The 25,170-nt window shown below is 72.0% G+C and carries 24 protein-coding genes and 1 pseudogene; 12 read left to right on the plus strand and 13 right to left on the minus strand.

Features of this window, described 5'->3' with window-relative positions:
* Positions 1 to 89 precede the first annotated feature (89 nt).
* The 10 genes from IO33_RS0133510 (at position 90) to IO33_RS0133560 (ending at position 9,279) form a co-directional block, all read left to right on the plus strand.
* Complete coding sequence (locus IO33_RS0133510; RefSeq protein WP_031172048.1) at positions 90 to 1,787, plus strand: nitrite/sulfite reductase; 1,698 nt, start codon at positions 90 to 92, stop codon at positions 1,785 to 1,787.
* Positions 1,784 to 1,966, plus strand: a complete 183-nt coding sequence (locus tag IO33_RS0133515; RefSeq protein ID WP_031172050.1) for a hypothetical protein — start codon at positions 1,784 to 1,786, stop codon at positions 1,964 to 1,966. The genes IO33_RS0133510 and IO33_RS0133515 overlap by 4 nt, the downstream gene beginning before the upstream one ends.
* Positions 1,963 to 2,682: a phosphoadenylyl-sulfate reductase gene (locus tag IO33_RS0133520; RefSeq protein WP_031172052.1), complete on the plus strand. Its 720-nt coding sequence runs from the start codon at positions 1,963 to 1,965 to the stop codon at positions 2,680 to 2,682. Before IO33_RS0133515 ends, IO33_RS0133520 begins: the two co-directional genes overlap by 4 nt.
* Entirely contained in the window at positions 2,679 to 3,245 is a 567-nt protein-coding gene (cysC, locus tag IO33_RS0133525; RefSeq protein ID WP_031172054.1) for an adenylyl-sulfate kinase, read from the plus strand. Before IO33_RS0133520 ends, cysC begins: the two co-directional genes overlap by 4 nt.
* Positions 3,242 to 4,177: a sulfate adenylyltransferase subunit CysD gene (cysD, locus tag IO33_RS0133530; protein ID WP_031172056.1), complete on the plus strand. Its 936-nt coding sequence runs from the start codon at positions 3,242 to 3,244 to the stop codon at positions 4,175 to 4,177. Before cysC ends, cysD begins: the two co-directional genes overlap by 4 nt.
* Before the next feature lie 2 nt (positions 4,178 to 4,179).
* Positions 4,180 to 5,514 (plus strand): sulfate adenylyltransferase subunit 1, encoded by a 1,335-nt coding sequence (locus IO33_RS0133535; protein ID WP_031172058.1) that lies wholly within the window; start codon positions 4,180 to 4,182, stop codon positions 5,512 to 5,514.
* A 235-nt stretch (positions 5,515 to 5,749) separates the two neighbouring features.
* On the plus strand, positions 5,750 to 6,859 hold the full coding sequence (locus tag IO33_RS0133545; RefSeq protein WP_031172062.1) for an aliphatic sulfonate ABC transporter substrate-binding protein: 1,110 nt from the start codon (positions 5,750 to 5,752) through the stop codon (positions 6,857 to 6,859).
* 36 nt (positions 6,860 to 6,895) lie between these two features.
* Positions 6,896 to 7,675: an ABC transporter ATP-binding protein gene (locus IO33_RS0133550; RefSeq protein ID WP_031172064.1), complete on the plus strand. Its 780-nt coding sequence runs from the start codon at positions 6,896 to 6,898 to the stop codon at positions 7,673 to 7,675.
* On the plus strand, positions 7,662 to 8,540 hold the full coding sequence (locus IO33_RS0133555; RefSeq protein WP_031172066.1) for an ABC transporter permease: 879 nt from the start codon (positions 7,662 to 7,664) through the stop codon (positions 8,538 to 8,540). The genes IO33_RS0133550 and IO33_RS0133555 overlap by 14 nt, the downstream gene beginning before the upstream one ends.
* A gap of 1 nt (position 8,541) precedes the next feature.
* Complete coding sequence (locus tag IO33_RS0133560) at positions 8,542 to 9,279, plus strand: sirohydrochlorin chelatase (protein WP_031172068.1); 738 nt, start codon at positions 8,542 to 8,544, stop codon at positions 9,277 to 9,279.
* Between the two features lie 426 nt (positions 9,280 to 9,705).
* On the opposite strand, the gene IO33_RS0133565 is transcribed toward IO33_RS0133560, so the two are convergent.
* The 4 genes from IO33_RS0133565 to IO33_RS0133580 form a co-directional block, all read right to left on the minus strand.
* Positions 9,706 to 10,029: a hypothetical protein gene (locus tag IO33_RS0133565; protein ID WP_031172071.1), complete on the minus strand. Its 324-nt coding sequence runs from the start codon at positions 10,027 to 10,029 to the stop codon at positions 9,706 to 9,708.
* A 698-nt stretch (positions 10,030 to 10,727) separates the two neighbouring features.
* Positions 10,728 to 11,363, minus strand: a complete 636-nt coding sequence (locus tag IO33_RS0133570) for a mycothiol-dependent nitroreductase Rv2466c family protein (RefSeq protein WP_031172073.1) — start codon at positions 11,361 to 11,363, stop codon at positions 10,728 to 10,730.
* A 55-nt stretch (positions 11,364 to 11,418) separates the two neighbouring features.
* A complete protein-coding gene (locus tag IO33_RS0133575; protein WP_051927117.1) occupies positions 11,419 to 12,384 on the minus strand; it encodes a sigma-70 family RNA polymerase sigma factor in 966 nt (321 codons plus the stop codon).
* A gap of 127 nt (positions 12,385 to 12,511) precedes the next feature.
* A complete protein-coding gene (locus IO33_RS0133580; protein WP_031172077.1) occupies positions 12,512 to 13,528 on the minus strand; it encodes a ketopantoate reductase family protein in 1,017 nt (338 codons plus the stop codon).
* An 81-nt stretch (positions 13,529 to 13,609) separates the two neighbouring features.
* On the opposite strand from IO33_RS0133580, the gene IO33_RS0133585 reads away from it, so the two are divergent.
* Positions 13,610 to 14,473 (plus strand): transglutaminase-like domain-containing protein, encoded by an 864-nt coding sequence (locus tag IO33_RS0133585; RefSeq protein ID WP_031172078.1) that lies wholly within the window; start codon positions 13,610 to 13,612, stop codon positions 14,471 to 14,473.
* Here IO33_RS0133585 and IO33_RS0133590 read toward each other — a convergent pair.
* The 5 genes and pseudogenes from IO33_RS0133590 to IO33_RS0133610 all read right to left on the minus strand — a co-directional run bounded on the left by IO33_RS0133590 (position 14,439) and on the right by IO33_RS0133610 (position 19,606).
* On the minus strand, positions 14,439 to 14,990 hold the full coding sequence (locus tag IO33_RS0133590; protein ID WP_031172080.1) for a DUF1697 domain-containing protein: 552 nt from the start codon (positions 14,988 to 14,990) through the stop codon (positions 14,439 to 14,441). The genes IO33_RS0133585 and IO33_RS0133590 overlap by 35 nt on opposite strands.
* Before the next feature lie 299 nt (positions 14,991 to 15,289).
* Positions 15,290 to 16,577: pseudogene (gene mgt, locus IO33_RS0133595) on the minus strand (macrolide-inactivating glycosyltransferase).
* On the minus strand, positions 16,567 to 17,865 hold the full coding sequence (locus IO33_RS0133600; protein WP_037686627.1) for an ABC transporter substrate-binding protein: 1,299 nt from the start codon (positions 17,863 to 17,865) through the stop codon (positions 16,567 to 16,569). Before IO33_RS0133600 ends, mgt begins: the two are co-directional and overlap by 11 nt.
* Positions 17,865 to 18,698, minus strand: coding sequence for a carbohydrate ABC transporter permease (locus tag IO33_RS0133605; RefSeq protein WP_031172087.1), 834 nt, complete (start codon positions 18,696 to 18,698; stop codon positions 17,865 to 17,867). The genes IO33_RS0133600 and IO33_RS0133605 overlap by 1 nt, the downstream gene beginning before the upstream one ends.
* Complete coding sequence (locus tag IO33_RS0133610; RefSeq protein WP_031172089.1) at positions 18,695 to 19,606, minus strand: carbohydrate ABC transporter permease; 912 nt, start codon at positions 19,604 to 19,606, stop codon at positions 18,695 to 18,697. The genes IO33_RS0133605 and IO33_RS0133610 overlap by 4 nt, the downstream gene beginning before the upstream one ends.
* A gap of 155 nt (positions 19,607 to 19,761) precedes the next feature.
* Between IO33_RS0133610 and IO33_RS0133615 the strand changes: the two genes are divergently transcribed.
* Positions 19,762 to 20,625 carry a phosphotransferase enzyme family protein gene (locus IO33_RS0133615; protein ID WP_031172091.1) on the plus strand — a complete coding sequence of 288 codons (864 nt, stop codon included), beginning with the start codon at positions 19,762 to 19,764 and terminating at the stop codon, positions 20,623 to 20,625.
* A gap of 36 nt (positions 20,626 to 20,661) precedes the next feature.
* On the opposite strand, the gene IO33_RS0133620 is transcribed toward IO33_RS0133615, so the two are convergent.
* The 4 genes from IO33_RS0133620 to IO33_RS0133635 form a co-directional block, all read right to left on the minus strand.
* Complete coding sequence (locus tag IO33_RS0133620) at positions 20,662 to 21,387, minus strand: 3'-5' exonuclease (RefSeq protein WP_031172093.1); 726 nt, start codon at positions 21,385 to 21,387, stop codon at positions 20,662 to 20,664.
* 114 nt (positions 21,388 to 21,501) lie between these two features.
* Positions 21,502 to 22,740 (minus strand): SAV2148 family HEPN domain-containing protein, encoded by a 1,239-nt coding sequence (locus IO33_RS0133625; RefSeq protein ID WP_031172095.1) that lies wholly within the window; start codon positions 22,738 to 22,740, stop codon positions 21,502 to 21,504.
* A gap of 103 nt (positions 22,741 to 22,843) precedes the next feature.
* Positions 22,844 to 24,160: a copper amine oxidase gene (locus IO33_RS0133630; RefSeq protein WP_031172097.1), complete on the minus strand. Its 1,317-nt coding sequence runs from the start codon at positions 24,158 to 24,160 to the stop codon at positions 22,844 to 22,846.
* Between the two features lie 56 nt (positions 24,161 to 24,216).
* Complete coding sequence (locus IO33_RS0133635; RefSeq protein WP_031172100.1) at positions 24,217 to 25,023, minus strand: hypothetical protein; 807 nt, start codon at positions 25,021 to 25,023, stop codon at positions 24,217 to 24,219.
* Between the last annotated feature and the right edge of the window lie 147 nt (positions 25,024 to 25,170).

A 25,170-nucleotide genomic window follows, 5' to 3' on the forward strand; every position in this document is an offset into this window, starting at 1 on the left:
TCCTTGCGCAATGCCGCGCACGCCTGCCCGCGTGCGCGCTTCTGTGCAGGTCAGAGCTGATTCCCATCGGTCCCGAAGGACGTAGAACCATGGCCGCCACTCCGTCGAACCCCGCCGCCTCCGCGCCCCGCCGCAAGGTGAGCCGTCACCGTGGTGAGGGTCAGTGGGCGGTGGGTCACTTCACCCCGCTGAACGGCAACGAGCAGGTCAAGAAGGACGACGACGGTCTCAATGTGCGGACACGCATTGAGACGATCTACTCCAAGCGCGGCTTCGACTCGATCGACCCGAGCGACCTGCGCGGGCGGATGCGCTGGTGGGGGCTGTACACCCAGCGCAAGCCCGGGATCGACGGCGGCAAGACCGCGGTGCTGGAGCCGGAGGAGCTGGACGACCGCTACTTCATGCTGCGGGTCCGGATCGACGGCGGGGCGCTCACCACGCAGCAGCTGCGGGTGATCGGCGAGATCTCCCAGGAGTTCGCGCGCGGCACCGCGGACATCACCGACCGGCAGAACGTGCAGTACCACTGGATCCGGATCGAGGACGTGCCCGAGATCTGGGACCGGCTGGAGGGCGTGGGCCTGTCCACGGTGACCGCCTGCGGTGACACCCCGCGTGTGATGATCGGCTCCCCGGTGGCGGGCATCGCCGAGGACGAGATCATCGACGGCACCCCGGCGCTGGAGGAGATCAAGCGCCGGGTCCTGAACAACAAGGCCTACTCGAACCTCCCGCGGAAGTTCAAGACGGCCATCTCGGGCTCGCCGGTGCTGGACGTGGTGCACGAGATCAACGACGTGGCGTTCGTCGGCGTACGGCACCCCGAGCACGGCCCGGGCTTCGACGTGTGGGTGGGCGGCGGCCTGTCCACCAACCCCAAGCTGGGCGTGCGGCTCGGCGCCTGGGTGCCGATCGACGAGGTCCCGGACGTCTACGAGGGCGTCATCTCGATCTTCCGTGACTACGGCTACCGCCGGCTGCGCAACCGCGCCCGGCTGAAGTTCCTCGTCGCCGACTGGGGCCCGGAGAAGTTCCGTCAGGTGCTGGAGGACGAGTACCTCAAGCGCACGCTGGTCGACGGGCCCGCCCCCGAGCAGCCGGTCCAGCGGTGGCGCGACCACATCGGTGTGCACCGGCAGAAGGACGGCCGTTTCTACGTCGGTTTCGCGCCGCGTGTCGGCCGGGTCGACGGCGCCACCCTGACGAAGATCGCCGACCTCGCCGAGGCGCACGGCTCGGGCCGGGTCCGTACCACCGTCGAGCAGAAGATGATCGTCCTCGACGTCGAGCAGGACCGGGTGGACTCGCTGGTCGAGGGCCTGGAGGCGCTGGACCTCACCGCCCGGCCGTCCACGTTCCGGCGCGGCACCATGGCCTGCACCGGCATCGAGTTCTGCAAGCTCGCCATCGTCGAGACCAAGCAGCGCGGCTCGACGCTGATCGACGAGCTGGAGCGCCGCCTGCCGGACTTCGACGAACCGATCACCATCAACCTCAACGGCTGCCCGAACGCCTGCGCCCGTATCCAGGTCGCGGACATCGGTCTCAAGGGCCAGCTGGTCCTGAACGACCAGGGCGCACAGGTCGAGGGCTACCAGGTGCACCTCGGCGGCGCACTGGGCCTGGAGCCGGGCTTCGGCCGCAAGGTGCGCGGCCTGAAGGTCACCGCGGAGGAGCTGCCCGACTACATCGAGCGGGTGCTGAAGCGGTTCCAGGCCGAGCGCGAGAACGGCGAGCGGTTCGCCGTCTGGGCGTCCCGCGCTTCTGAGGAGGCGCTGTCGTGAGCGAGCGGGCCGCGCCCTTCTACTGCCCCTACTGCGGTGACGAGGACCTGCGGCCGCACGAACAGGGCCACGGCACCTGGGAATGCGGCGCGTGCAACCGCGCCTTCCAGCTGAAGTTCCTCGGGCTGCTGGCCCAGGGGCTCCAGCGGGCCGACGACGGAGGGGACCGAACGATATGACGACGGCTCAGGAAAGCCGTACCGCCGAGGAGTTGAAGGCACTCGCCGAGCAGGCGGGCCGCGAGCTGGAGGACGCCTCCGCGCTGGAGATCCTCCAGTGGGCGGTGGACACCTTCGGTGCGAAGTTCTGCGTCACGTCCTCCATGGAGGACGCCGTCGTCGCCCATCTCGCCTCCCGCGTGCGCAGGGGCGAGGCCGCCCTGGACGTCGTCTTCCTCGACACCGGCTACCACTTCCCGGAGACCATCGGCACCCGCGACGCCGTCGAGGCCGTGATGGACGTCAACGTCATCACCCTCACGCCGAAGCAGACGGTCGCCGAACAGGACGCGGAGTACGGCCCGAAGCTGCACGACCGCGACCCCGACCTGTGCTGCCGGCTGCGCAAGGTACAGCCGCTGGAAGAGGGGCTGAAGGGCTATCAGGCCTGGGCGACGGGTCTGCGCCGCGACGAGTCGCCGACCCGGGCGAACACCCCGGTCGTCGGCTGGGACGCGAAGCGGCAGAAGGTGAAGATCTCCCCGATCGCCCGCTGGACGCAGGACGACGTGGACGCCTATGTCGCCGAACACGGCGTCCTCACCAACCCGTTGCTGACGGACGGCTACGCCTCCGTCGGCTGCGCCCCCTGCACCCGGCGGGTGCTGGAGGGCGAGGACGCACGTGCCGGTCGCTGGGCGGGCCGCGCCAAGACCGAGTGCGGGCTGCACGGATGACGAACCATCGGATTCAGGAGAACGACGTGACGACCGGAGCCACCGTCTGGCTCACGGGTCTGCCGAGCGCCGGCAAGACCACCATCGCGTACGAGCTGGCCGGCCGGCTGCGCGCCGAGGGCCACCGCGTCGAGGTGCTCGACGGCGACGAGATCCGCGAGTTCATCTCGGCGGGCCTCGGCTTTTCCCGCGAGGACCGGCACACCAACGTGCAGCGCATCGGCTTCGTCGCCGAACTGCTGGCCCGCAACGGGGTCAAGGCGCTGGTGCCGGTGATCGCGCCTTACACGGACAGCCGGGACGCGGTGCGCAAGCGGCATGCGGAGAACGGGACGTCGTACGTGGAGATCCATGTGGCGACCCCGGTCGAGGTGTGCAGCGTGCGCGATGTGAAGGGGCTGTACGCCAAGCAGGCCGCGGGTGAGCTGTCGGGCCTGACGGGGGTCGACGACCCGTACGAGGAGCCCGAGACGCCCGATCTGCGGATCGAGTCCCAGAACCAGACGGTGCAGGAGTCCGCGGCGGCCGTGTACGCCCTGCTGAGCGAGAGGGGACTGGCATGACCACGGTCGCCACGGTGAAGGACGGCACGGACAGCCCGTACGCCCTCTCCCACCTGGACGCCCTCGAATCCGAGGCCGTGCACATCTTCCGCGAGGTGGCGGGCGAGTTCGAGAACCCGGTGATCCTGTTCTCCGGTGGCAAGGACTCCATCGTCATGCTGCACCTGGCGCTGAAGGCCTTCGCCCCGGCCTCCGTGCCGTTCTCGCTGCTGCATGTGGACACCGGACACAACTTCCCCGAGGTGCTGGAGTACCGGGACCGTGTGGTCGCCGCACATGGGCTGCGCCTCCATGTGGCCTCCGTCCAGGACTACATCGACCGGGGTGTGCTCAAGGAGCGTCCGGACGGCACCCGTAACCCGCTGCAGACGCTTCCGCTGACGGAGAAGATCCAGAGCGAGAAGTTCGACGCGGTCTTCGGCGGGGGCCGCCGGGACGAGGAGAAGGCCCGCGCCAAGGAGCGGGTGTTCTCGCTGCGCGACGAGTTCTCCCAGTGGGACCCGCGCCGCCAGCGCCCCGAGCTGTGGAACCTGTACAACGGCCGGCACGCCGCCGGTGAGCACGTCCGCGTGTTCCCGCTGTCCAACTGGACCGAGCTGGACGTCTGGCAGTACATCGCCCGTGAGGGCATCGAGCTGCCGCAGATCTACTTCGCCCACGAGCGCGAGGTGTTCGCGCGGGGCGGCATGTGGCTGACCGCCGGGGAGTGGGGCGGCCCGAAGGACGACGAGAGTGTCGAGAAGCGGCTCGTGCGCTACCGCACCGTCGGTGACATGTCCTGCACCGGCGCCGTCGACTCCGACGCCACCACGCTGGACGCGGTGATCGCCGAGATCGCCGCCTCCCGGCTCACCGAGCGGGGCGCGACCCGCGCCGACGACAAGATGTCCGAGGCCGCGATGGAAGACCGCAAGCGCGAGGGGTACTTCTAGCCATGAGCACGACCACGACCGAGGCGCTCTCGGCCACCACCCTGCTGCGGTTCGCCACCGCCGGCTCCGTCGACGACGGCAAGTCCACCCTCGTCGGACGGCTGCTGCACGACTCCAAGTCGGTCCTCACCGACCAGCTGGAGGCCGTGGAGCGGGCCTCCGCGAGCCGCGGCCAGGAGGGCCCCGACCTCGCCCTCCTCACCGACGGCCTGCGCGCCGAGCGGGAGCAGGGCATCACCATCGACGTGGCGTACCGCTACTTCGCCACGCCCCGGCGCCGGTTCATCCTCGCCGACACGCCCGGCCATGTGCAGTACACCCGGAACATGGTGACCGGCGCCTCCACGGCCGAGCTGACCGTGATCCTCGTCGACGCCCGCAACGGCGTGGTCGAGCAGACCCGCCGGCACGCGGCGATCGCGGCCCTGCTGCGGGTCCCGCACGTCGTCCTCGCGGTCAACAAGATGGACCTCGTCGGGTACGAGGAGAAGGTGTTCGCCGCGATCGCCGAGGAGTTCACGGCGTACGCGAGCGAGCTGGGCGTGCCCGAGATCACCGCGATCCCGATCTCGGCCCTGGCCGGCGACAACGTGGTGGAGCCGTCCGCGAACATGGACTGGTACGGCGGCCCCACGGTCCTGGAACACCTGGAAACCGTTCCCGTGAGCCATGACCTGGCGCACTGCCACGCCCGGCTGCCGGTGCAGTACGTGATCCGGCCGCAGACCGCCGAGCACCCGGACTACCGGGGCTACGCGGGCCAGATCGCGGCCGGCACGTTCCGCGTCGGCGACCCGGTCACGGTCCTGCCGTCCGGCCGTACGACGACGATCTCCGGCATCGACCTGCTGGGCGAGCCGGTCGACGTGGCCTGGACGACGCAGTCGGTGACCGTGCTGCTCGCAGACGACATCGACGTCTCGCGCGGCGACCTGATCGTGCCGACGAAGGACGCGCCGGCGACCACGCAGGACGTGGAGGCGACCGTCTGCCATGTGGCCGACGAGCCGCTGACCGTCGGCCACCGGGTGCTGCTCAAGCACGGCACCCGCACGGTCAAGGCGATCGTCAAGGACATCCCGTCCCGGCTGACGCTGGACGACCTGTCCCTGCACCCGCACCCGGGACGGCTCGCCGCCAACGACATCGGCCGCGTGAAGATCCGTACCGCCGAGCCGCTGCCGGTCGACTCCTACGCCGACTCGCGCCGCACCGGCTCGTTCATCCTGATCGACCCGAGCGACGGCACCACGCTGACCGCGGGCATGGTCGGCGAGTCGTTCGCCTCCCCGGAGCCGGTCAAGGACGAGTCCGAAGCCGACGGCTGGGACTTCTGAACATGACCATGACCGACGTCTACTCGACGTTCGCGAAGGAGGGCGGCCGCGTCGGCAGCGGCGCCCTCGGCAGCGGGCAGGGCGGGGTGGCGCGATGTGTGCGCTGACGTACGCGCACCGCTTGCGCGCCCCGGCCCCCCACCCGCCGTCCCGGAAGCGACGAAGACCCTTTGCCGAACTCCCGGCCACGACCTGAGAGATCGTGACCGCCGGGCCAACGAGAGGAAACCCTCCCGTGCCTGCCACTCGCTCCAAGCTGCTCCGCCGCGGCGTAGCCGCGCTCGCCGCGCTCCCTCTGCTGACACTGGCCGCCTGCGGCTACGGGTCCGAGTCCAAGAACGACGACACCACCAAGGTGGCCGCCGGGGCCAAGAAGATCGACGGACTCGACTCCGTCAAGATCGGCTACTTCGGCAACCTGACCCACGCGACCGCGCTGGTCGGCTTCCAGAAGGGCTTCTTCCAGAGGGAGCTGGGCGCCACCTCGGCCAAGCCCGCGATCTTCAACGCGGGTCCGTCCGAGATCGAGGCCCTCAACTCGGGCTCCATCGACATCGGCTGGATCGGCCCGTCCCCGGCGATCAACGGCTACACCAAGTCCGCCGGCAAGAACCTGAAGATCATCGGGGGTTCGGCCTCCGGCGGCGTCAAGCTGGTCGTGAACCCCCAGAAGATCAAGTCCCTGAAGGACGTCAAGGGCAAGAAGATCGCCACCCCGCAGCTGGGCAACACGCAGGACGTGGCGTTCCTCAACTGGGCCGCCGACCAGGGCTGGAAGGTCGACGCGCAGAGCGGCAAGGGTGACGTCACGGTCGTCCGCACCGACAACAAGATCACCCCGGACGCCTACGCGGCGGGTTCCGTCGACGGCGCCTGGGTGCCGGAGCCGACCGCGTCGAAGCTGGTCGCCAAGGGCGCCAAGGTGCTGCTGGACGAGTCGTCGCTGTGGCCGGACAAGAAGTTCGTGATCACGAACATCGTCGTGCGGCAGGACTTCCTCAAGAAGAACCCCAAGGCGGTCGAGGCCGTGCTGAAGGCCTCGGTCGAGGCCAACAAGTGGATCAACGCCAACCCGGACCAGGCGAAGGCGGCCGCGAACAAGCAGCTGGAGGCGGACTCCGGCAAGGCGCTGCCGGCGAACGTCCTGGACCCGGCGTGGAAGTCCATCCAGTTCACCGACGACCCGCTGGCCGCCACCCTCGGCACCGAGGCGCAGCACGCGGTGAAGGCCGGCCTGCTGGACAAGCCGAACCTCAAGGGGATCTACGACCTGACGGTCCTCAACAAGATCCTCAAGGCCTCGGGCGAGAAGACCGTCAGCGACGCGGGCCTCGGCACCAGCTGACGCGGTAACCCGACGATTCCCCAGGAGGTGACGACCATGGCCACGACTCTCGCCAAGGCCGCCGAGTCGGTCGCGTACGCGGCACGCCTCGAGCATGTCTCGAAGTCCTTCGCGACACCCGGCGGGCAGCAGCTCGTCCTGGACGACATCAGCATCGATGTCGCGCCCGGCGAGTTCGTCACCCTCCTGGGGGCCTCGGGCTGCGGCAAGTCCACCCTGCTCAACCTGGTGGCCGGTCTGGACAGGCCGACCGCCGGCTCCATCACGACGGACGGCCGCCCGGCCCTCATGTTCCAGGAGCACGCCCTCTTCCCGTGGCTGACCGCGGGCAAGAACATAGAACTCGCCCTGAAACTCAGGGGAGTTGCGAAGTCCGAGCGGCGCGGCAAGACCGAGGAGCTGCTCGAACTGGTCCGGCTGAAGGGCGCGTACGGCAAGCGCGTCCACGAACTGTCCGGCGGCATGCGGCAGCGCGTGGCGCTGGCCCGCGCGCTGGCCCAGGAGAGCAACCTGCTGCTGATGGACGAGCCGTTCGCGGCGCTGGACGCCATCACCCGGGACGTGCTGCACGACGAGCTGACCCGCATCTGGGCGGAGACCGGCCTGTCGGTGCTGTTCGTCACGCACAACGTGCGCGAGGCGGTACGGCTCGCCCAGCGGGTCGTCCTGCTCTCCTCCCGGCCGGGCCGGATCGCGCGCGAGTGGCAGGTCGACATCCCGCAGCCGCGCCGCATCGAGGACGCCCCCGTGGCGGAACTGTCCATCGAGATCACCGAAGTACTGCGTGGGGAGATCCGCCGACATGGCCAGCACTGAGACGACACCGGTCCAGGACGCCGGGAGCGTCGAGGCGGGCCTGGACGCACTGGAGACCACGGCCACCGGCCGTCCGCCCCTCCGGCAGACCTTCGTCAACAAGATCCTGCCGCCGGTCATCGCCGTCGCGGTGGTCCTCGCGGCCTGGTCGCTGCTCTACCCGGTCGTCGACAACCCCGCCAAGCTGCCCTCGCCGACGGCCGTGGGCGGCGCGTTCAAGGACGCCTGGCTGAAGGGCGACCTGATCGGCTACATCTGGACCAGCGTCTCGCGGGGTCTGCTGGGCTTCGCCTTCGCGCTGCTGATCGGCACCCCGCTGGGCCTGCTGGTGGCACGGGTGCGGTTCGTGCGCGCGGCCATCGGCCCGATCCTGTCCGGTCTGCAGTCCCTGCCGTCGGTGGCGTGGGTGCCGCCGGCCGTGATCTGGCTGGGCCTGAACAACTCGATGATGTACGCGGTGATCCTGCTGGGCGCGGTGCCGTCCATCGCCAACGGCCTGGTGTCCGGCGTGGACCAGGTGCCGCCGCTGTTCCTGCGCGCGGGCCGCACCATGGGGGCGACGGGCGTGAGGGGCATCTGGCACGTGACCCTGCCGGCCGCGCTGCCCGGCTATGTGGCGGGCCTGAAGCAGGGCTGGGCGTTCTCCTGGCGTTCGCTGATGGCCGCGGAGATCATCGCCAGCTTCCCGGACCTCGGCGTGGGCCTCGGTCAGCTGCTGGAGAACGCCCGCACCGCCAGCGACATGGCCATGGTGTTCGAGGCGATCCTGCTCATCCTGTTCGTCGGTATCGCCATCGACCTGCTGATCTTCAGCCCGCTGGAGCGGTGGGTGCTGCGCAGCCGCGGCCTGCTGGTGAAGGGCTGACATGGGCGCCCCGGTTCTCCTCCTGATCGCCCACGGCAGCCGCGACCCGCGGCACGCGGCGACCGTGCACGCCCTCGTGGAGCGGGTGCGGTCGCTGCGGCCGGGGCTGCGGGTGGAGACCGGGTTCCTGGACTTCAACGTCCCGTCCGTGGGCGGGGTGCTGGAGTCGCTGGCGGCGCAGGACGTGCGGGACGTCGTGGCTCTTCCCCTTCTGCTGACCCGCGCCTTCCACGCCAAGGCCGACATCCCCGCCGTGCTGCGGGAGGCGCCGGCGCGGCTGCGGATCCGCCAGGCGGACGTGCTCGGTCCCTCCCCGCTGCTGCTGTCGGCACTGGAACGGCGGCTGTACGAGGCGGGGCTGACGCCCGCCGACAAGTCCTCGACCGGGGTCGTACTGGCCTCGGCGGGGTCCTCCGACCCGGAGGCGATCGCAGTGATCGCCGACATCGCGCGGGAGTGGTGGCGGACCGGTTGGTGCGCCGTGCGGCCTGCGTTCGCCTCCGCATCCCTTCCGCGCACCGAGGACGCGGTGCGCGAACTGCGCGCCCTCGGCTGCGAGCGGGTCGCCGTCGCGCCGTACGTCCTGGCCCCCGGTTTCCTGCCGGACCGCATCGCACGGGGCGCGGCCGGGGCCGACGTACTGGCGGACGTGCTGGGTCCGGCGCCCGAGGTGGCGCGGGTGCTGCTGGAACGCTACGACGCGGCCTGCCGGCCGGCACTGGCGGCGCTGGGTGCCTGATGCCTGACGGGCCTGTCGACGCCGGGCGGGTGACGGTGCCGGCGGCGCTCGACGCCTGACCGTTCCGCCCTGCCCCTGCGGTTCACGGCCCTGGACGGGCGGTAGGTCCCCCCCGGGTCCGCGAGGCCTGCGCCGGGGACCCGCCGTCGCCGGACCGGTCCGGCCCGCACGCCGGGCCCCGCACACCGGTCGAGCAGCCGGCTGCCGGCGGCGGCCGGGTCTCGTCCCGCGGTGACGGCGGCGGCGGGACGAGACCCGGCGCGACACCCGCTGCGGCGCACACCGTGCGGAAGGCCGGGCCCGGTCAGCCGGTGCCGCTGGGGTCGGGTCCGGAACGGGATCTCGGCCGCGGGCCGCGCGCGATCGTGCGGGGGCGGGGCCGCTCGAAGCGGCGTCGGGGCCCCGTGGCGGCGGGGCTCCGGCCGGTCACAGGCCGAGCGCGTGCGTGAGCTGCCGGGTGAAGGTGAGGCTGCCGGTGCCGGCCCCCGCCGCGACGGCGACGGACTCCAGCGCGGTGCGGATCCGGCCCCGGTTGGGCGGCAGACCGTCCTCGGCGGACAGCGCCAGCTCGGCCTGGATCCTCTCGCCCCACCCGGCCAGCCCGGGGTACTCGGCGCGCAGTGCACCGGTGAGCCGCTCGGCGACGGCCATGAGCGTGTCGAGGTCGTAGGTGCCGTTCTTGATGTCCATGCCGCCGTAGTCGCTGAAGCCGGCGGGGCCGTTGAGGTTTCCGAAGTTGTAGGTGCTCATGTCCTGTCCTCGTTTGTGGCCCGAACGGGCCCTAGGGAGTGGGCGGTTGAGCCTGACCGGCCGGAGATGCCGGGACCGCCGACGTTACCGACGCCGGGGGTGTGTGTGCCGCCGGGGACGGGGGGCCGGTTCTCCGCCCGCGGCCCCCGCGGAGCGCAGAGGCTCTCCAGGTGGCATGCCACGGGGATGTGCGGGGCGATGACGTCCGAAAATCGCCACCCATCCGGGTGACCGCTGTCCGTTGACCCGCCCCGGACGCCGACGTGGAGCGAGGACGGTACGACCGCTTCGAGGCGGGCGAGGCCGGTACCGTGGCCCGGCTCGGGGGCGTCGGGCCGGTCTTCGGAGAGCGTCCGGCCGGCGTCGCGGGAGGCGTCGTGGGCGGCGTGGTCGTCGAGGTGCGCCGGGGTGCTCGTGCGTACCGCGGCAGCGCCGGTGATGGTCTGTCCGTCACGCTCATACGCCCCCTCCGGCCGTCGGCGCGCTTCACCCTAGGGACAACCCGTCGGGTTTGTCGCGGAGTTCGGTGAGCGCTGGCCCTGGGGCACGTTTGCGTGATAGAGGCCGCCGGGTCCGGCGTTCCCCTGTGACGTCGGACCGCGGCGGCTCTTCGTTCTGCGCCCGTCGTGGCCCGTGTGTCACTCGGCCGGCGAACTCGGCGGGCACGAGGGGCGCTTATCGGCCACTGTGCTTGCGGGTCAGTCGAAGCGGAGGGCGCCGGTGCGGGTGCGCTTGACCTCGAAGAGGTCGGGGTGGCCGGCCAGCACCCGGAAACTGTCGAAGAGTCGGGCCGCGTCGGCGCCGCGCGGGATCGCGCGCAGTACGGGCCCGAACCACACCGTGCCGTCGATGTGCAGGGTCGGTGTGCCCACGTAGCCGCCCGAGTCCGGCTCGGCGCCGGCCGTGTGGCTGCGGCGCACGGCGGCGTCGTGCGAGGGGTCGTGGGCGGCGGCCGACAGCTCGGCGGGCAGCCCGAGTTCGGCCAGCGACTCGGTGATCACCTGGTCGAAGTCCTCGGTGCCGCGTTCGTGGATGCGGGTGCCGAACGCGGTGTACAGGTCGCGCAGCACCTTCTCGCCGTGCCGTTCGGCGGCGGCCACGGCGACCCGCACCGGGCCGATCGACCGGTCCACCAGGTCCCGGTACCAGTCGGGGAGTTCGTTGCCCGTGTTGTGCAGATACAGGCTCATCACCCGGAACCGGAGGTCGAGCGGGCGCTGGCGCTCGACCTCCAGCAGCCAGCGGGAGGTGATCCAGGCGAAGGGGCAGGCCGGGTCGAAGAAGAAGTCGATCCGGGTCGGGGCGGGCTCGGTGGCGGTGTCACGGTGCGTCATACCGACGACGCTAGTCCCGCATTGGCGCAGTGTCCCGCCCCAATGCCTCCTTTGATCACTGGTCCAATTCTTCGGTGCGCCCGGCCTCCGCGTGCCCGGCCGGGTACTCCGGGTCCACGACGGCGATCCGCGTCCCGCGCAGGCGTTCCGGCTCCGCCACGACGTCGATCCGGGTGATCCGGCCGGCCGTGCCGAAGGCGAAGGCCAGGACCAGACGCGGCCGCCCGTGCGGTGCCATGACCAGCCCGAACTCCCCGTCCAGCAGGGCGACTCCGGTGAACCGGGCGCGGGCCACGGCCGCCATGGCGCCCTGGGCGACGGGCTCGGCGCCGCGCACCGTGACCGGCTGGGATGTGGGTACGACGAGCGCGTCGGCGTGCAGCACCACGTCCGGGTCGAGCAGGGCGACCAGGGCCGTGAAGTCACCGCCGCGGGTGGCGGCGAGGAACGCCTCGACGGCGCGGTGGCGGCGTGCGGCGTCGGCGGCGCGCGCGGGCGGCCGGCCCTGGACCCGGCGGCGGGCCCGGCTGGCCAGCTGTCGGGTGGCGGCCGGGGTCTTCTCGATCAGCGGGGCGATCTCCTCGAACGGCACGGCGAACATGTCGTGCAGCACGAAGGCGACCCGCTCGGCCGGGCCGAGGGTGTCGAGGACGACCAGCAGCGCGACCCCGACCTCGTCGGCCAGCAGCGCCTCCCGGGCGGGGTCGCCGGCCTCGGCGGGGACCGACGGGGCGTCGTGGGCATGGTCGTGGTCGTAGGCGTCGAGGAAGTCCTCGCGCCGGTTGCGCCGGGCCCGCAGCAGGTTGAGGCAGACCCGGGTCACCACGGTGGTCAGCCAGCCGGTGAGGTTCTGCACGGCGTCGAGGTCGGCCTGCCGGGCCCGCAGCCAGGCCTCCTGCAGAGCGTCGTCGGCCTCGGCGGCCGAGCCGAGCAGCCGGTGGGCCACGGCCGTCAGATGCGTCCGGTCCGCCTCGAAGCGCGCCGCGAGCCGCCGCTCGGTGTCCCCCGTGAAGTCGTCCACTTCTCCCCCGTGCCCCTCCGGCGAGCCTGGCGGCCCGCGCCCGTCCGGGGCCTACCAAACGCCAATCCGACCGGAAGATCAACTGGCGCCGGCCGCTCCGCGGGGACCGCCCGGTGGGGAGCCGGGGTCAGTCGGTCGGTGTCGCCGCCTCGTCCGCCAGGCGGATCAGGTCGGCGAGCGGCAGCGATCCGGCGGCCCGGCGCTCCCGTGCGAACCGGTCGGCGAGGCGCTGGAGCAGTTCGTTCAGCGGGGTCGGTACGCCGTGCAGCCGGCCCAGCAGGACGATCTCACCGTTGAGGTAGTCGGCCTCGATGGTGCCGGTGCCCCGGGCGAGGGACTGCCAGGAGGAGCCGCCGCCGCGCGGACCGCCGTCCAGCGGCACGAGGGTGACCTTGCCGTCGCGCGCCGCGCGCTCCTCCTCGGCGCTCGTGTACCCGATCCCGGCGGCGGCGAGGACGGCGGCCCCCTCGGCCCGCACGCGCGCGTACAGCGCCTGGGCGGGCTCGGTGTCGCGGGTTCCGGTCAGCGCCTCGATGGCGTTGCTGAGGTTCGCCAGCAGCTTGGCGTACTGCCAGCGGGCCACGTCGGGCACGACCGGTGCCTCGAAGCGGGCGTCCGCCAGGTCGGCGGCGATCCGGCGGGCGGTGTCGTCGGTGCCGTGCGGAAGGCGGCCGAGGTGCAGGATGCCGGTGAGCGGGCTGCCGGCGGCGGAGACGACGCCGGGCTCCTCGAAGGCCGAGGGCAGCCAGACGCAGACGCCGTACACCCGACGGAAGCGGCGCAGTGCCAGCCGTCCGCTCTCCACGCCGTTCTGCAGGCACACCAGCGGCAGCCGTTCGGCCGCCGTGCCACCGCCCGCGACGGGCGCGTCGGCCCAGGCCCCCAGGGCGGACACGGTGTCCTGCGTCTTCACGGCGAGGACGAGGACGTCGTCGGGGCGCAGCCCGCCGAGCGGCCCGGGCCCGTCGACGGCGGACAGCCGGTACGTCAACTCCCCTTCCGGCACGCGCAGTCGCAGCCCGTGCGCCGCCAGTTCCGCCAGATGCCTGCCGCGAGCGACGAGGACGACCTCACGCCCGGCCTGGGCCAGCCGCCCGCCGACGGTCCCGCCGACCGCTCCCGCCCCGATGATGATGTAGCGCATGGAGCAGAGCCTCGCACACGCGGGTCAGACGGGTACGGGTGCTTGACCTTGCCCCTGGGTCAAGGAGAAGCGTGCGGGGACATGGACGACTTCTCTCTGCGGCACACGCCGTACAGCGACCCGGGGGACCTGGACGCCGCCGCCCTGCCCCGTGATCCGCGCCGGCTCGCGGAGCTGGTGCGCGGGCTGATCCTGCACCGGCTGGAGGGGGCGCGGTTCGGGTACGCCATCCCGGGGGAACGGCTGGAACACGACGCCGAGTCCCGGTACGTCACGGAGATCCTGCGCATCCTGCGCGAGCGCGGAACCGGCCCGCTCACCGAGGAACGCCCCTACGACCAGCGCTTCGTCGGCACGTGCCGGGACTACGCGCTGCTGCTGTGCTCCCTGCTGCGGACCACCGGCACCCCGGCCCGGGTCCGGGGCGGCTACGCCACCTACTTCGTCGCCGGTTTCCACGACGACCACTGGGTGACCGAGTACCAACTTCCGGACGGTGCCTGGCGGCTGGCCGATCCGCAGGTCCTCCACCCCGGCTACGGCGTGCCGTTCGACCCGCTGGACGTGCCCCGGGACCGGTTCCTCGTCGCCGGGCGGGCATGGCGGGCCTGCCGGGCCGGGGAGGCGGGCTGGGAGACCTTCGGCGTCTGGGCCGTGCCGGGCCTGCGCGGCCTGGATCCGGTGGCGCACAGCGTCGTCCTGGACCTGGCCGCCCGGACCGGCACCGAACCGCTGCCCTGGGACGACTGGGGCCCGTGGGACGGTCACCTCGCCGAGGACGACCTCGCGCTGCTCGACACGGTGGCGGCGGCCGGCACCGACGGGGAGCTGCGCCGCCTGAGCACCGACCCGCGGCTGGCCGTACCCCGCCAGATCGTGTCCCACGCGCCGTTCCTGGGCCCGCGGACCGTCAGGCTTCCTCAGCCGTCAGCTCGACGAGCTTGAGCACGGTGTTCCAGTTCCGGCTCGTGGCGATCAGGCCCTGGCTCAGGCGCGGACGGGACAGGGCCTCGGCGAGCTTGGAGCGGCCGAGGCCCTCCGGGGCGTACAGGTACAGGCAGCGGTCGCCGAGGCGGAACTCCTCGGGGACGAACGCCGCGGCGTCGATGCCGGCGAAGCGGTCCGGGGCGACCGGTGCGGAGAAGTAGGTGACGTGCAGCTGCTTGGGCTGCAGCTCGGCCGCCGGGAACGGACAGGCCTCGGCGACCGCCTTCAGATAGGTGTGGTCGCGCACGAGCACGCCGACCGCGAAGCCGAACCGCTCCTCGATCGCCCCGCTCAACTCCGCGGCGAGCGACTCCTCGTCGCCGCGGCCGGTGGTGAAGACGGCTTGGCCGCTCTGCAGATGGGTCCGTACGCCGGTGTGGCCGAGGCCGGTCAGCAGTGCGCGGAGGTCGGCCATGGGCACCTTCTTGCTGCCGCCGACGTTGATTCCGCGCAACAGCGCCGCATAGGTCGTCATCCAGCCACCCTAAGACGGCCGTCGTGCCCCGTGGGGGTGGGCACGACGGCCGGGCCCCGCGCGGGGCGGGGCTGCGCGAAACTCTCGCCGATCAGCGGGCACTGGATCAACCTCTACACGCTCCTGTGACTTGTTCAACAAAGTTTCGTCATCACAAACCGCCGCGCTGACGGCGGAACGGACAGCCCATGTCCTCCGCACGACAGGGCCCCTGCGAGCGTGCGCGACGGCGGGCGCGGGTGCGGGTTCGTGGGGGGCTGGTCGCCCCCCACGCGGCGGTGAGACGCGGGCCAGGCGAGCTACTTCCGCGTCCAGCCCGCCAGTTCCGCCTCGATGAGGTCCGCCGCCCGGCGGGTTCCTCCTTCCCGGGCCATCTCCGCCTGGATCTCCTTCAGGCGGCGGGCCACGTCCGGGTCGTCCGCGAGGGCGAGCGCGGCCTCGCGGAGGCGGTCGGCGGTGGCCTCCTCGGTGTCCAGCCGCCGGGCGACGCCGAGGCCCTGGAGCATGTCGGCGTTGCCGAACTGGTCGGCGGCCTGCGGTACGGCGATCATCGGCGTGGCGGTGGCCAGCCCCTCCTGGCTGCCGCCCGCCCCGGCGTGCGTGACGAACAGGTCGGCCTGCCGCAGGATCGCCAACTGCGGCACCCAGCTGCGCACTTCCACGTTGTCCGGTACGTCGCCCAGCTCGGCGGCGTCCACGTGCCGGCCGATCTGGAGGACCAGGTGCCAGCCGGGCAGGTCGGCGAAGGCGCGCACGCACTCCCGGTAGAAGGCGGGCTGCTTGGTGAAGGCCGAGCCCAGCGACACCAGCGCCACCCTCTCGGCACCGGCGGGCCGCTGCCAGCCGCCCTGGTCGGAACGCTCGCCCTGACAGGCGCCGACGAAGGTGTACACGCGCTCGTCGACCCGGTCGGCGTGCGGCTGCAGCGCCTTCGGGATGAGGACGATCGAACGCGACGGGCGGCCGGCGAACTGGTCCGGGTGCTGGGTGATCCCGTTCTCCCGCAGCCATGCCTCGAACCGCGCGTAGTACGCCTGTCCGCGCGGGGTCTTCCTCGGCTCGGCCCACATCGGCTCGGCGACCTCCTGCTCGTAGCCCTCCCAGGCCACGAGGTTCGGGGAGAGGGAGACCGCCGGGACGCCCCAGCGGTGGGCCAGGACACGGGCCGGGTAGGAGGCGATGTCGTGCAGGACGAGGTCGGGTTCGTCGCCGGCGTAGGCGTCGACGAGCTGCGGGAGCGCCTGGACGGCGTCCGCCAGGAACGGCTCCACGTTGTCCAGCAGCGTGGTCCCCCAGGCCTCCGGGTCGGCGTCGGGTCCGGGCAGCGTCGAGGTGTAGGGCACGGGGCGGGCCCCGGTGGCGGCCACCTTCTCGGCGAACGCCGGCGGGACGGCGTACGTGACCCGATGGCCCCGGGCGACGAGTTCGCGGATCACCTCCAGGCTGGGGTTCACGTGGCCGTGCGCGGCGATGGAGAACATGGCGATGTGGGCGGGAGTGGTCATGACGCCGAGGCTAGACGAGACGAGACGTCTCGTTCAATTCGTTTTCCGGTCCGCCCGCCGGCCCTCCCCGTTCAGCGCTGATAGCGGGCCAGGACCGCGTTGCCGTCCTTCACCAGGCGTCTGCGCAGCTCGGCGAGGCCGATCGCGCCGCTGTAGTACTCCTGGAGGGCCGGGGTGGCCACCTTGTCCTTCCACTCGGGGTACCCGCGGACGGACTGGGCGGGCGCGGGGCGCAGGTGGGCGGCCAGGGCCGTGCCGGTGGCCCAGCCGTTCTGCGCGGTGTGCAGGGCGGGATCCCTCAGCGCCTGGGTGCCGGTGGGCAGCATCCAGTCGCCGAGCGCGAGGCGGACCATGTTCTTCGGCCGCAGCAGGAAGGCGATGAACGCGGCGGCCTCCTTCTTGTGCGGGCAGTCGGCGGAGACGGACAGGGTCTGCGGGCTGACGCCCTGGGTGAGCCCGGACGCTCCCGCGGGAGCGGGCAGCACCTCCCAGCGGAAGCCTTCGGGTGCCTGCTGCACGATCTGCTGGCGGTAGGAGAAGCCCAGCGGGACCATCGCGTACCGGCCGCCGAAGAAGCCGGGCAGGGTGTCCGAGCCGCCGCTGCCCAGCGTCGAGGCGGGGGCGCTGCGGTCGACGGCGACCTGGTCGTGGACCGTGCTCGGCACGACCGCGTCGCCGGAGGTGAAGCGCACGGTCACCCCGCCGTCCGCACCCCGGTGGAAGAGCCTGCCGCCCGCCGACAGGGAGAGGTCGAGCGTGGCGGAGACGGGCTCCTTCAGCGGCCAGGCCACGCCGTACCTGCCGGGCCCGCTCAGCCTCTTCGCCACCTGCCGGAACTCCGCCCAGCTCCAGGGATGCCCGGCGGTCGGGATGCGCGCCTTCGCCGAGCGCAGCCAGGTGGCGTTGGCGATCAGCACCCGTGGTTCCTGGAGGAACGGCACGCCGTAGATCCCCCGCCCGAAGGTGGCCGTGTCCCAACTCGCCCGCGGTATGTCCGCCCGGAGGCGCGCCGGCAGCAGATCGGTCAGGTCGGCGAGATAGCCGCCGTAGGCGAAGTCGGCCAGGTCGTCGGAGGCGTCGTGGATGACGTCCGGTGCCTCGCCGCCCTCGAAGGAGGTGAGCAGCTGGTCGTGGACGCTGTCCCAGCTGCCCTGGACGTAATCGACCCTGACGTCCGGGTGGGTCGCGTTCCACTCCCTGACCAGGGCTTTGTTCGCGGCGACGGACTCCTGTTGCCAGGCGAGAGACTGGAAGCGCAGGGTGATCGGGCCGCCGGCGCGCCGGCCCGGTGCCGAGCAGCCCGCGAGCAGCAGCAGTACGACGAGGAGGGGGAGGAGGAAGGCGCGCGCCAGGGGCATACGGGTCCTCATCAGCTCTTCACCGCCCCGGCGAGCAGGCCGGCCGTGATCCTCCGCTGTAGCAGGGCGAAGACGGCCAGCGAGGGAAGCGTGGCGAGGAACGCCGCGGCGGCCAGCGGGCCCAGGTCGGCCACGCCCTCCGCGCCGATGAAGTGGGTGAGGACGACCGGCAGGGTCTGCTTGCCGGGACTCTTGAGGAGCACCAGCGCGAAGAAGAACTCGTTCCACGCGGTGACGAACGCGAACAGCGCCGTCGCCGCGATGCCCGGCGCGAGGAGCGGCGCCGTCACCGACACGAGGGTGCGCAGCCGTCCGGCGCCGTCGACGGCCGCCGCTTCCTCCAGTTCGGCGGGCACGGCCCGCACATGGCCGAGGAGCATCCACAGCGCGAACGGCAGCGCCCACACCACGTACACCACCACCAGACCGGTCAGGGAGTCGACGAGGCGCAGGTTCTTCAGCACCAGGAAGAGCGGAATGATCACCAGCACGAAGGGGAAGGCCTGGCTGACCACCACCCATCCGGTGGCGGCCCGGGCGAGCCGGGTGCGGTGCCGGGCCATGACGTACGCCGTGGGCGTCGCGAGCAGGACGGCGACGACGGCGGTGGCGAGCGCCACGAGCAGGGAGTTGAGGGCGGCGTGCGCGAGCGGCTGCTCCTGGAAGGCCTGCCGGACGCTGGCGAGGGTGGGATGGCGCGGGATCCACGCCGGGTGCAGACTGCCCAGCTCGCGCGGGGACTTCAGGGCGGTGGAGAGCAGCCACAGGAGCGGGAAGGCCAGGAAGAGCAGGTAGCCGAGCAGGGCGGCGTGCTGTCCGGCGCGTACGGTGCGGCGGGTCCTCATGCCGGTGCACCTCCGCGCAGCCGGCCCGCCAGGAACACCGCGAGCAGCACCGAGACGACGGCGACGAGCACGCATCCCATGGCGGCCGCGTAGCCGAACTGGCCGTAGCGGAAGGCCTCTTCGTAGGCGAACAGCGAGGGCAGCCTGGTCCTGCCGCCGGGTCCGCCGCTGGTGAGGACGTAGACCAGGGCGAAGGAGTTGAGGTTCCAGATGAGGTTGAGCGCGGTGATGGCGAGGGCCACCGGTCTGAGTGCGGGCCAGGTGACCGCGCGAAAGCGACGCCAGGCACCGGCGCCGTCGACCGCGGCGGCCTCGTGGAGTTCGCGCGGGACGTTCTGCAGTCCGGCGAGCAGGGCGACCGTGGTCTGCGGCAGGCCGGCCCAGACACCCACGACGATCACCGCGGGCAGGGCGGTGGCCAGGGCGCCGAGCCAGTCGCGGCCGTCGCCGAGGCCGAGGTCGCGCAGGGTCTCGTTGAGGATGCCCGCGTCCGGGTCGTAGACGAGCCGCCACATGATGCCGACGACGACTTCGGGCATCGCCCACGGCACGATGGCGAGGGCGCGGGCCAGTCCGCGCAGCCGCAGGCCCTGGGAGAGGAGCAGGGCCAGGCCGAGTGCGAGCAGGAACTGGGGTACGGTCACGCCGGCGGCCCAGACCAGGCCGATACGGAACGACTCCCAGAAGAGCGTGTCGTGCACGAGGTCGCGGAAGTTGAGGGCGCCGATCCAGCGGGTGGCCTGGGTGCGGCCGGACTGGGCGTCGGTGAGGGCGAGCAGGACGCCGTAGAGCAGCGGGCCCACGCTGAGCAGGAGGATCGGGATCAGCGCGGGCAGGACGAGGTACCAGGCGCTCCGCCCGGCGGCGCGGCGACCGCCCGGCCGTCGCGCATCGGCCACTGATGTCACGGAATCAGCCCCTTTGCCTGCTCCGGTTGGCGTGTTCATGGTCGTGAAGGCCTGATACCTCGTCAAGGGACCGCGCACACGGCTCGACCTGGACGAATGCAAGACTGGCCGGGTACGGCACACGCACCGCAGGTGGACGGCACGGAGGCGGCACGATGGACGAGGCACGGGCACGGGACGTACTGGCCGCGGCGGGGGTGCTGCCGGGCCCGGCACGGGACGCGCGGCTCCTCGCACTCGGCGAGAACGCGGTGTTCGCCGCCGGCGACCTGGTGGTGAAGGTGGGGCGCGACGCCGAGCTGCTTCAGCGGGCCCGTCGCGAGCTGGACATCGCCGGCTGGCTGGCCGAGGCGGGCGTGCCGGCCGTACGGGCGGCCGAGCCGGAGCCGCGACTGGTCGAGGGCCATCCGGTGACCGTGTGGCACCGGCTGCCCGAGCCCGTGCGTCTCGCCGAGCCGGGCGACCTGGCGCGGCTGCTTCGGATCGTGCACGCGCTTCCCGCTCCCCCGTTCGCGTTGCCGCCCCGTGAGTTGCTGGGCGGTGTGGAGCGGTGGCTGCGGCTCGCGGGCGACGCGATCGACGCCGAGGACGCGGCCTATCTGCGTGTGCGCCGGGATGGTTTCGCCGCTGCCGCGGCCGCGCTGACGCCCCGTCTGGCGCCGGGGCCGATCCACGGCGACGCGCTGCCCCGCAATGTGCACATCGGGCCGGACGGGCCGGTCCTGGTGGATCTGGAGACCTTCTCGGCCGACCTGCGCGAGCACGATCTGGTGGTCATGGCCCTGTCCCACGACCGGTACGGCCTGCCGGACGAGGCGTACGCGTCGTTCGTCGAGGCCTACGGGTGGGATGTGCGCGAGTGGGAGGGGTGCGGGGTGCTCCGCGGGGCCCGGGAGACGGCGAGCTGTGCGTGGGTGGCCCAGCACGCTCCGGGCAATCCGAAGGCGTCGGCCGAGTTCCGGCGGCGGGTGGGGTCGTTGCGGGACGGGGACGAGACGGTGCGGTGGTATCCGTTCTGAGGCCTGCCCACCGCGCTGCCCGCACCCGAGGACGGCCTACGCGGGCTGGCTCTCGGCCAGCTCCCGCAGCGGCCAGGTGCCGTCGATCACCGCGTCCGGCTCCCCCTTGCGGCGCAGGAACGCCTGGAAGTCGGCCGCCCACTCCGCGTACCACTGGATCTGGCGTCGATGCAGCTCCGCCGGGCCCAGTGCGGCGATCTTCGGGTGGCGGTCGGCTATCGCGGACGCGAGCCGCGCCGCGGCGAGGGCGTCGGCCGGGGCGGTGTGAGCCGCGTCGAGGGATATGCCGTACTCGGCACACACCGCTTCCAGGTTCCGCTTGCCGCGGCGGTAGCGGTCGACCCAGCGGTCGATGGTGTAGGGGTCGACGACCGGGGCGGGCGGGGCGCCGCCCAGGCGGTCGGCGAGGGACGGCAGGGCGTGCCGGCGCAGCTCGGCGGAGAGCAGGGTGAGATCGAAGGCGGCGTTGTAGGCGACGACCGGGACGCCCGACTTCCAGTACCCGGCCAGCACGTCGGCGATGGAGTCGGCCACCCGGTCGGCCGGCCGGCCCTCGGCCGCCGCCCGCTCGTTGCTGATGCCGTGCACCGCGACCGCGTCGGCCGGGATCTCCACGCCCGGATCGGCCAGCCATTCCCTGCGCCCCAGGGGCTCACCGGCTCTGACCTCGATCACCGCGCCGGTGACGATACGTGCCTCGCGCGGATCGGTCCCGGTCGTCTCCAGGTCGAAGCCGATCAGCAGCTCCCGGTGCCAGCCCATGGGCGGTCCCCCTTCTTGGTGGTGCTTTCCCCCGGTGGCCTCCACCATCGCACGCGGCACTGACAATGCGAGGCTCGCGTTCCGCTTGTGCCGGCGGACCGTTCGGGTCACCCCTCAGGACACGGGGCGCGAATCCACCCAAGTCAGCTCGAACTCCTCGCGGTACGTAGGGAAGAGCCCCGCTTCGACCACATCGTCCGACTTGACCAGCTTGCTGCCGTTGCGCAGCACCAGCACCGGCGACTCCATCCCCCGCGCCCCGCGCAGATAGGACTGCACCACGGCGATGCCGTCGGCGCCGTCGCCGTCCACCAGGTAGGCGGAGAAGCGCGGTGTCTCGTCGTAGACCTGGATCTCGAAGGCGCCCGGGTCGCGGAGCCGGGAGCGGACCCGGCGCATGTGCAGGATGTTCATCTCGACCGACCGGCTCAGTTCGCCCCGCTTCATCCCCAGTTCCCGCTCGCGGCGCTTCACCGAGCTGGACGCCGGGTTGAGGAAGAGCAGCCGTACCCGGCAGCCGGACTCGGCGAGCCGGACCAGACGGCGGCCGGAGAAGTTCTGCACCAGCAGGTTGAGGCCGATACCGATGGCGTCGAGGCGGCGGGCGGAGCCGAAGATGTCCTCGGCCGGGAACTGGCGCATCAGCCGCACCCGGTCCGGATGGACGGCGACCACGTCGGCGTACCGGTCGCCGACCAGGTCCTCGACCGCGTCCACCGGGAGCCGGCGCGCGGAGGGCACGTCACCGCCGGCGCCGAGCATCTCCAGCAGCCTGGCGGACGCGCGCTCGGCCTGGTTCAGGACCGCCTCCGACAGCGCCCGGTTGCGGGAGACGACGTTGCGGGTCACCTCCAGCTCGTCCAGGGCGAGTTCGAGGTCGCGGCGCTCGTCGAAGTACGGCTCGAAGCACGGCCAGTGCTGGACCATCAGTTCGCGCAGCTGCGGCAGGGTGAGGAAGCTGAGGACGTTGTCGTCGGCCGGGTCGAGCAAGTAGCCCTTGCGGCGGCTGACCTCCCGGACGGCGACCGCGCGCTGCACCCACTCCTGCCCGGCCGGGCCGGCCGCGGCGACCACCCAGTCGTCCGCGTGGACGGGTTCGTAGATGGGCCGCAGTACGGCGGCCACGACCGCGCGCAGGCGTTGCTCGACGAGGTTCAGCCAGATGTAGGCCCGGCCGGCTCGCTGGGCGCGGGTGCGCACCTCGCGCCAGGCGTCGGCGTCCCAGTCCAGCTCCGGCCCGATGGATCCCGCGTCCATCGGGCGGGCCAGGGACACCGCGCCGGGCGGGACGTCTGCGGAGTGCCCCTCGTGACCCTCGTCACCAGGGGGCAGCTCCAGCCCTCCCGAGCCCACCCGTGCACCGCCTTCCGCTCCCCCGGACCTTCCCCGTCTCAACGATCAAGGAAGGGTACTCCGCGAGGGGTCGGCGGTGCAGCCGGATGGAGAGGGTTGTTTCTCAACTATCGCGGCCGACATGCCCGTTGATGTCGGCCAGATCGGCCGGAGTGAGCGGATTCATAGCGGTCACGTCCCGTGGGACGATGGAGAAGCCCTGCCAGTGGACGGGCATCGGCTGCTGGTCCTCGTCGCGGACGATGTGGTGGAAGCCCACGTTCACCCACATGATGGGGTGGGTCAGGGGCTGCCCGTTGACCCAGCCGTCCACGGACCTGGGGTGACCGTTGCCGCAGGCCGGCAGGTTGCCGCTGGCGTACTGCTCGCACTTGTCGTACTCGGTGAAGTACACGTCGTGCCGGGTGAAGGGGCGGCCCAGGTACTTGGTGGTGGCGCCCGGAACGAGCTCGTACGAGCGCGCGTGCCCGTCCTTGTTCTTGCCCGTCGCGCTGACCACCCGCCACCAGCGCGAGTTCTGGGCGTCGCCCGCGAGTTCCCTGGTGACCTTCGTGAGCGTGGTCTTGTCGGTCGGCCCCCGGCTGCCCGCGGGCGGGCTGACCTTCGAGTCGTACTGCTCGATCCGGGTCTTGGAGGAGCCGTCGAGCCCGAAGTCGAGCCGCCAGAAGATGTTGTGGCTGTGGCTGACGGCGTAGTCGCGGGCGCCCTTGCCGATCGGCCAGCCGCGGCCGTCGCCGGCGTCGTAGTCCTCGGGCGCGAGACTGCCGGTCGCGCCGGCGTTCATGCTGATGGTGCCGTCGTCCTGGAAGCGCCACTCGGTGATGTACTCGTACCAGCTCACCTTGTTGACGGTGTAGAGCAGCAGGTCCTTGCCCTGGGCCTGGTAGACCTTGCCGGAGTCCTCGGACTGCATGTGGTACGCGTGGCCCCGGGAACGGGTCGTGGCGCACAGGCCCTGGACGTTCTGGGAGCCGGCGTACAGCGGCTCCCGGACCTTGACGGTCTTGATGCTGCCGCCAGGGCATTCGGCGGGCTTCAGGTTCAGCAGGCCGTTGCCGAAGCTGTACTCCGTCACGTCGTTGTACTCGGCCTTGCCGTCGTCGTACGGCACGTGGATCTGGGCCAGCTTGGCGCTGTTGAGGACCTTGATCGGCTTGGACTCGCCGGGCGGCTGGTAGGAGATGTCCTCCAGGATGATCCCGGACGTGCTGTTGAAGCGCCAGCACATGCGCCAGGTCGTCCCGGTGGAGAGCTTCTGTTCGATGCGGTAGGCCGCGCTGCAGTCGGGCGCCGGGGCGGCCGCGGCCTTCGGCCGGGCGGCGGCCGGTCCCGCCCCGGTCATCGCGCCGGCGGCCAACGCGGCGAGGGACAGACCGATGACCGCCCGCCTGCGAGCACGGCTCATTCTGTGGACGCGCATGAAGACGTGACTCCCTTACAGGAGAGGAAGGTGTGGGAATGCGAACGGAGTCCGGCTCAGCCGAGCTGGAGGACCCTGCGGGCGCTCAGGTCGATCACGAACTTCCGCGCGTCGATCCAGGGCCCGTTCCTGACCTTCGGGAACAGGCGGGTGCAGCGGTGCTCGCCGCACTTCGCCACCGCAGCCGACCCCCCGGGTGCGGCCCGGTACACCATGCTGCTGAGCTGCAGCTGGTCCGGGGAGGTGAGCTCCTTGCCGGTGGCGTCCTTGTAGTCCGCCTTCAGCCCCGCGCCCAGCGGGTCGGCGATCAGCACCCTGGCCGCCTCGGTCTGCTCGGCGCGGCTCAGCGGCGGCTGGACGCCGTGCTGGGATGCGGTCCGCTCGACCTTGGCCGTGTCGAGGTTGACGGTCCTGGTGACCAGAGTGTCGTCCCGGTAGTCGTAGACCGTGACGTCGGCACGCCGGGGTGCGTTCGGGTCGTCGACCTCGTCGGCCTCCGGCTCGGCCAGCTGGACGTCGAGCCGCTCCGGGCCGCGCCCGCCCCTGACGTTCTGGGTCGCGTCGAACAGCTGCCGGCTCACGGCGAGCTTCTCGACCCGCGTGATCTCGTCGTCGGTCAGCGGGTCGAGGCCCTTGCCCTTCTTCCCCTCGGCCGGCGCCTGCTCCACCACGCCCGGCAGGGTCCCGTCCGCCCCCTGGCCCGTCTGCTGCGCGGCCCGGGTTCCGCCGCCCTTACTCCCTCCCGTTTCGTCCGCCCCCGCCGTGCCCGGCAGGGTGATCGCGACCATCGCGGCGGTCCCCACCGTCGCGACGGCCACTCCTGCCACTAACTTGCCCAGATGGCGGTGCACTGACTCACGCACATTTCCCCCTGCTCCCCGTGACTCTCACGGGGGTACGTGTTGCCCCACTGGTTCGGCGCACGGCGGGTACGAGAGCCGCCGTGCGCACTGGTCGGTGGGTAAGAGGGACGCAAGACACGGGAGGTTCCGTCACTTTCGGCAAGACTC

Origin of the sequence: Streptomyces durhamensis (assembly GCF_000725475.1) — a bacterium.
In the GTDB taxonomy this organism is placed as follows: Bacteria; Actinomycetota; Actinomycetes; order Streptomycetales; family Streptomycetaceae; genus Streptomyces; species Streptomyces filipinensis.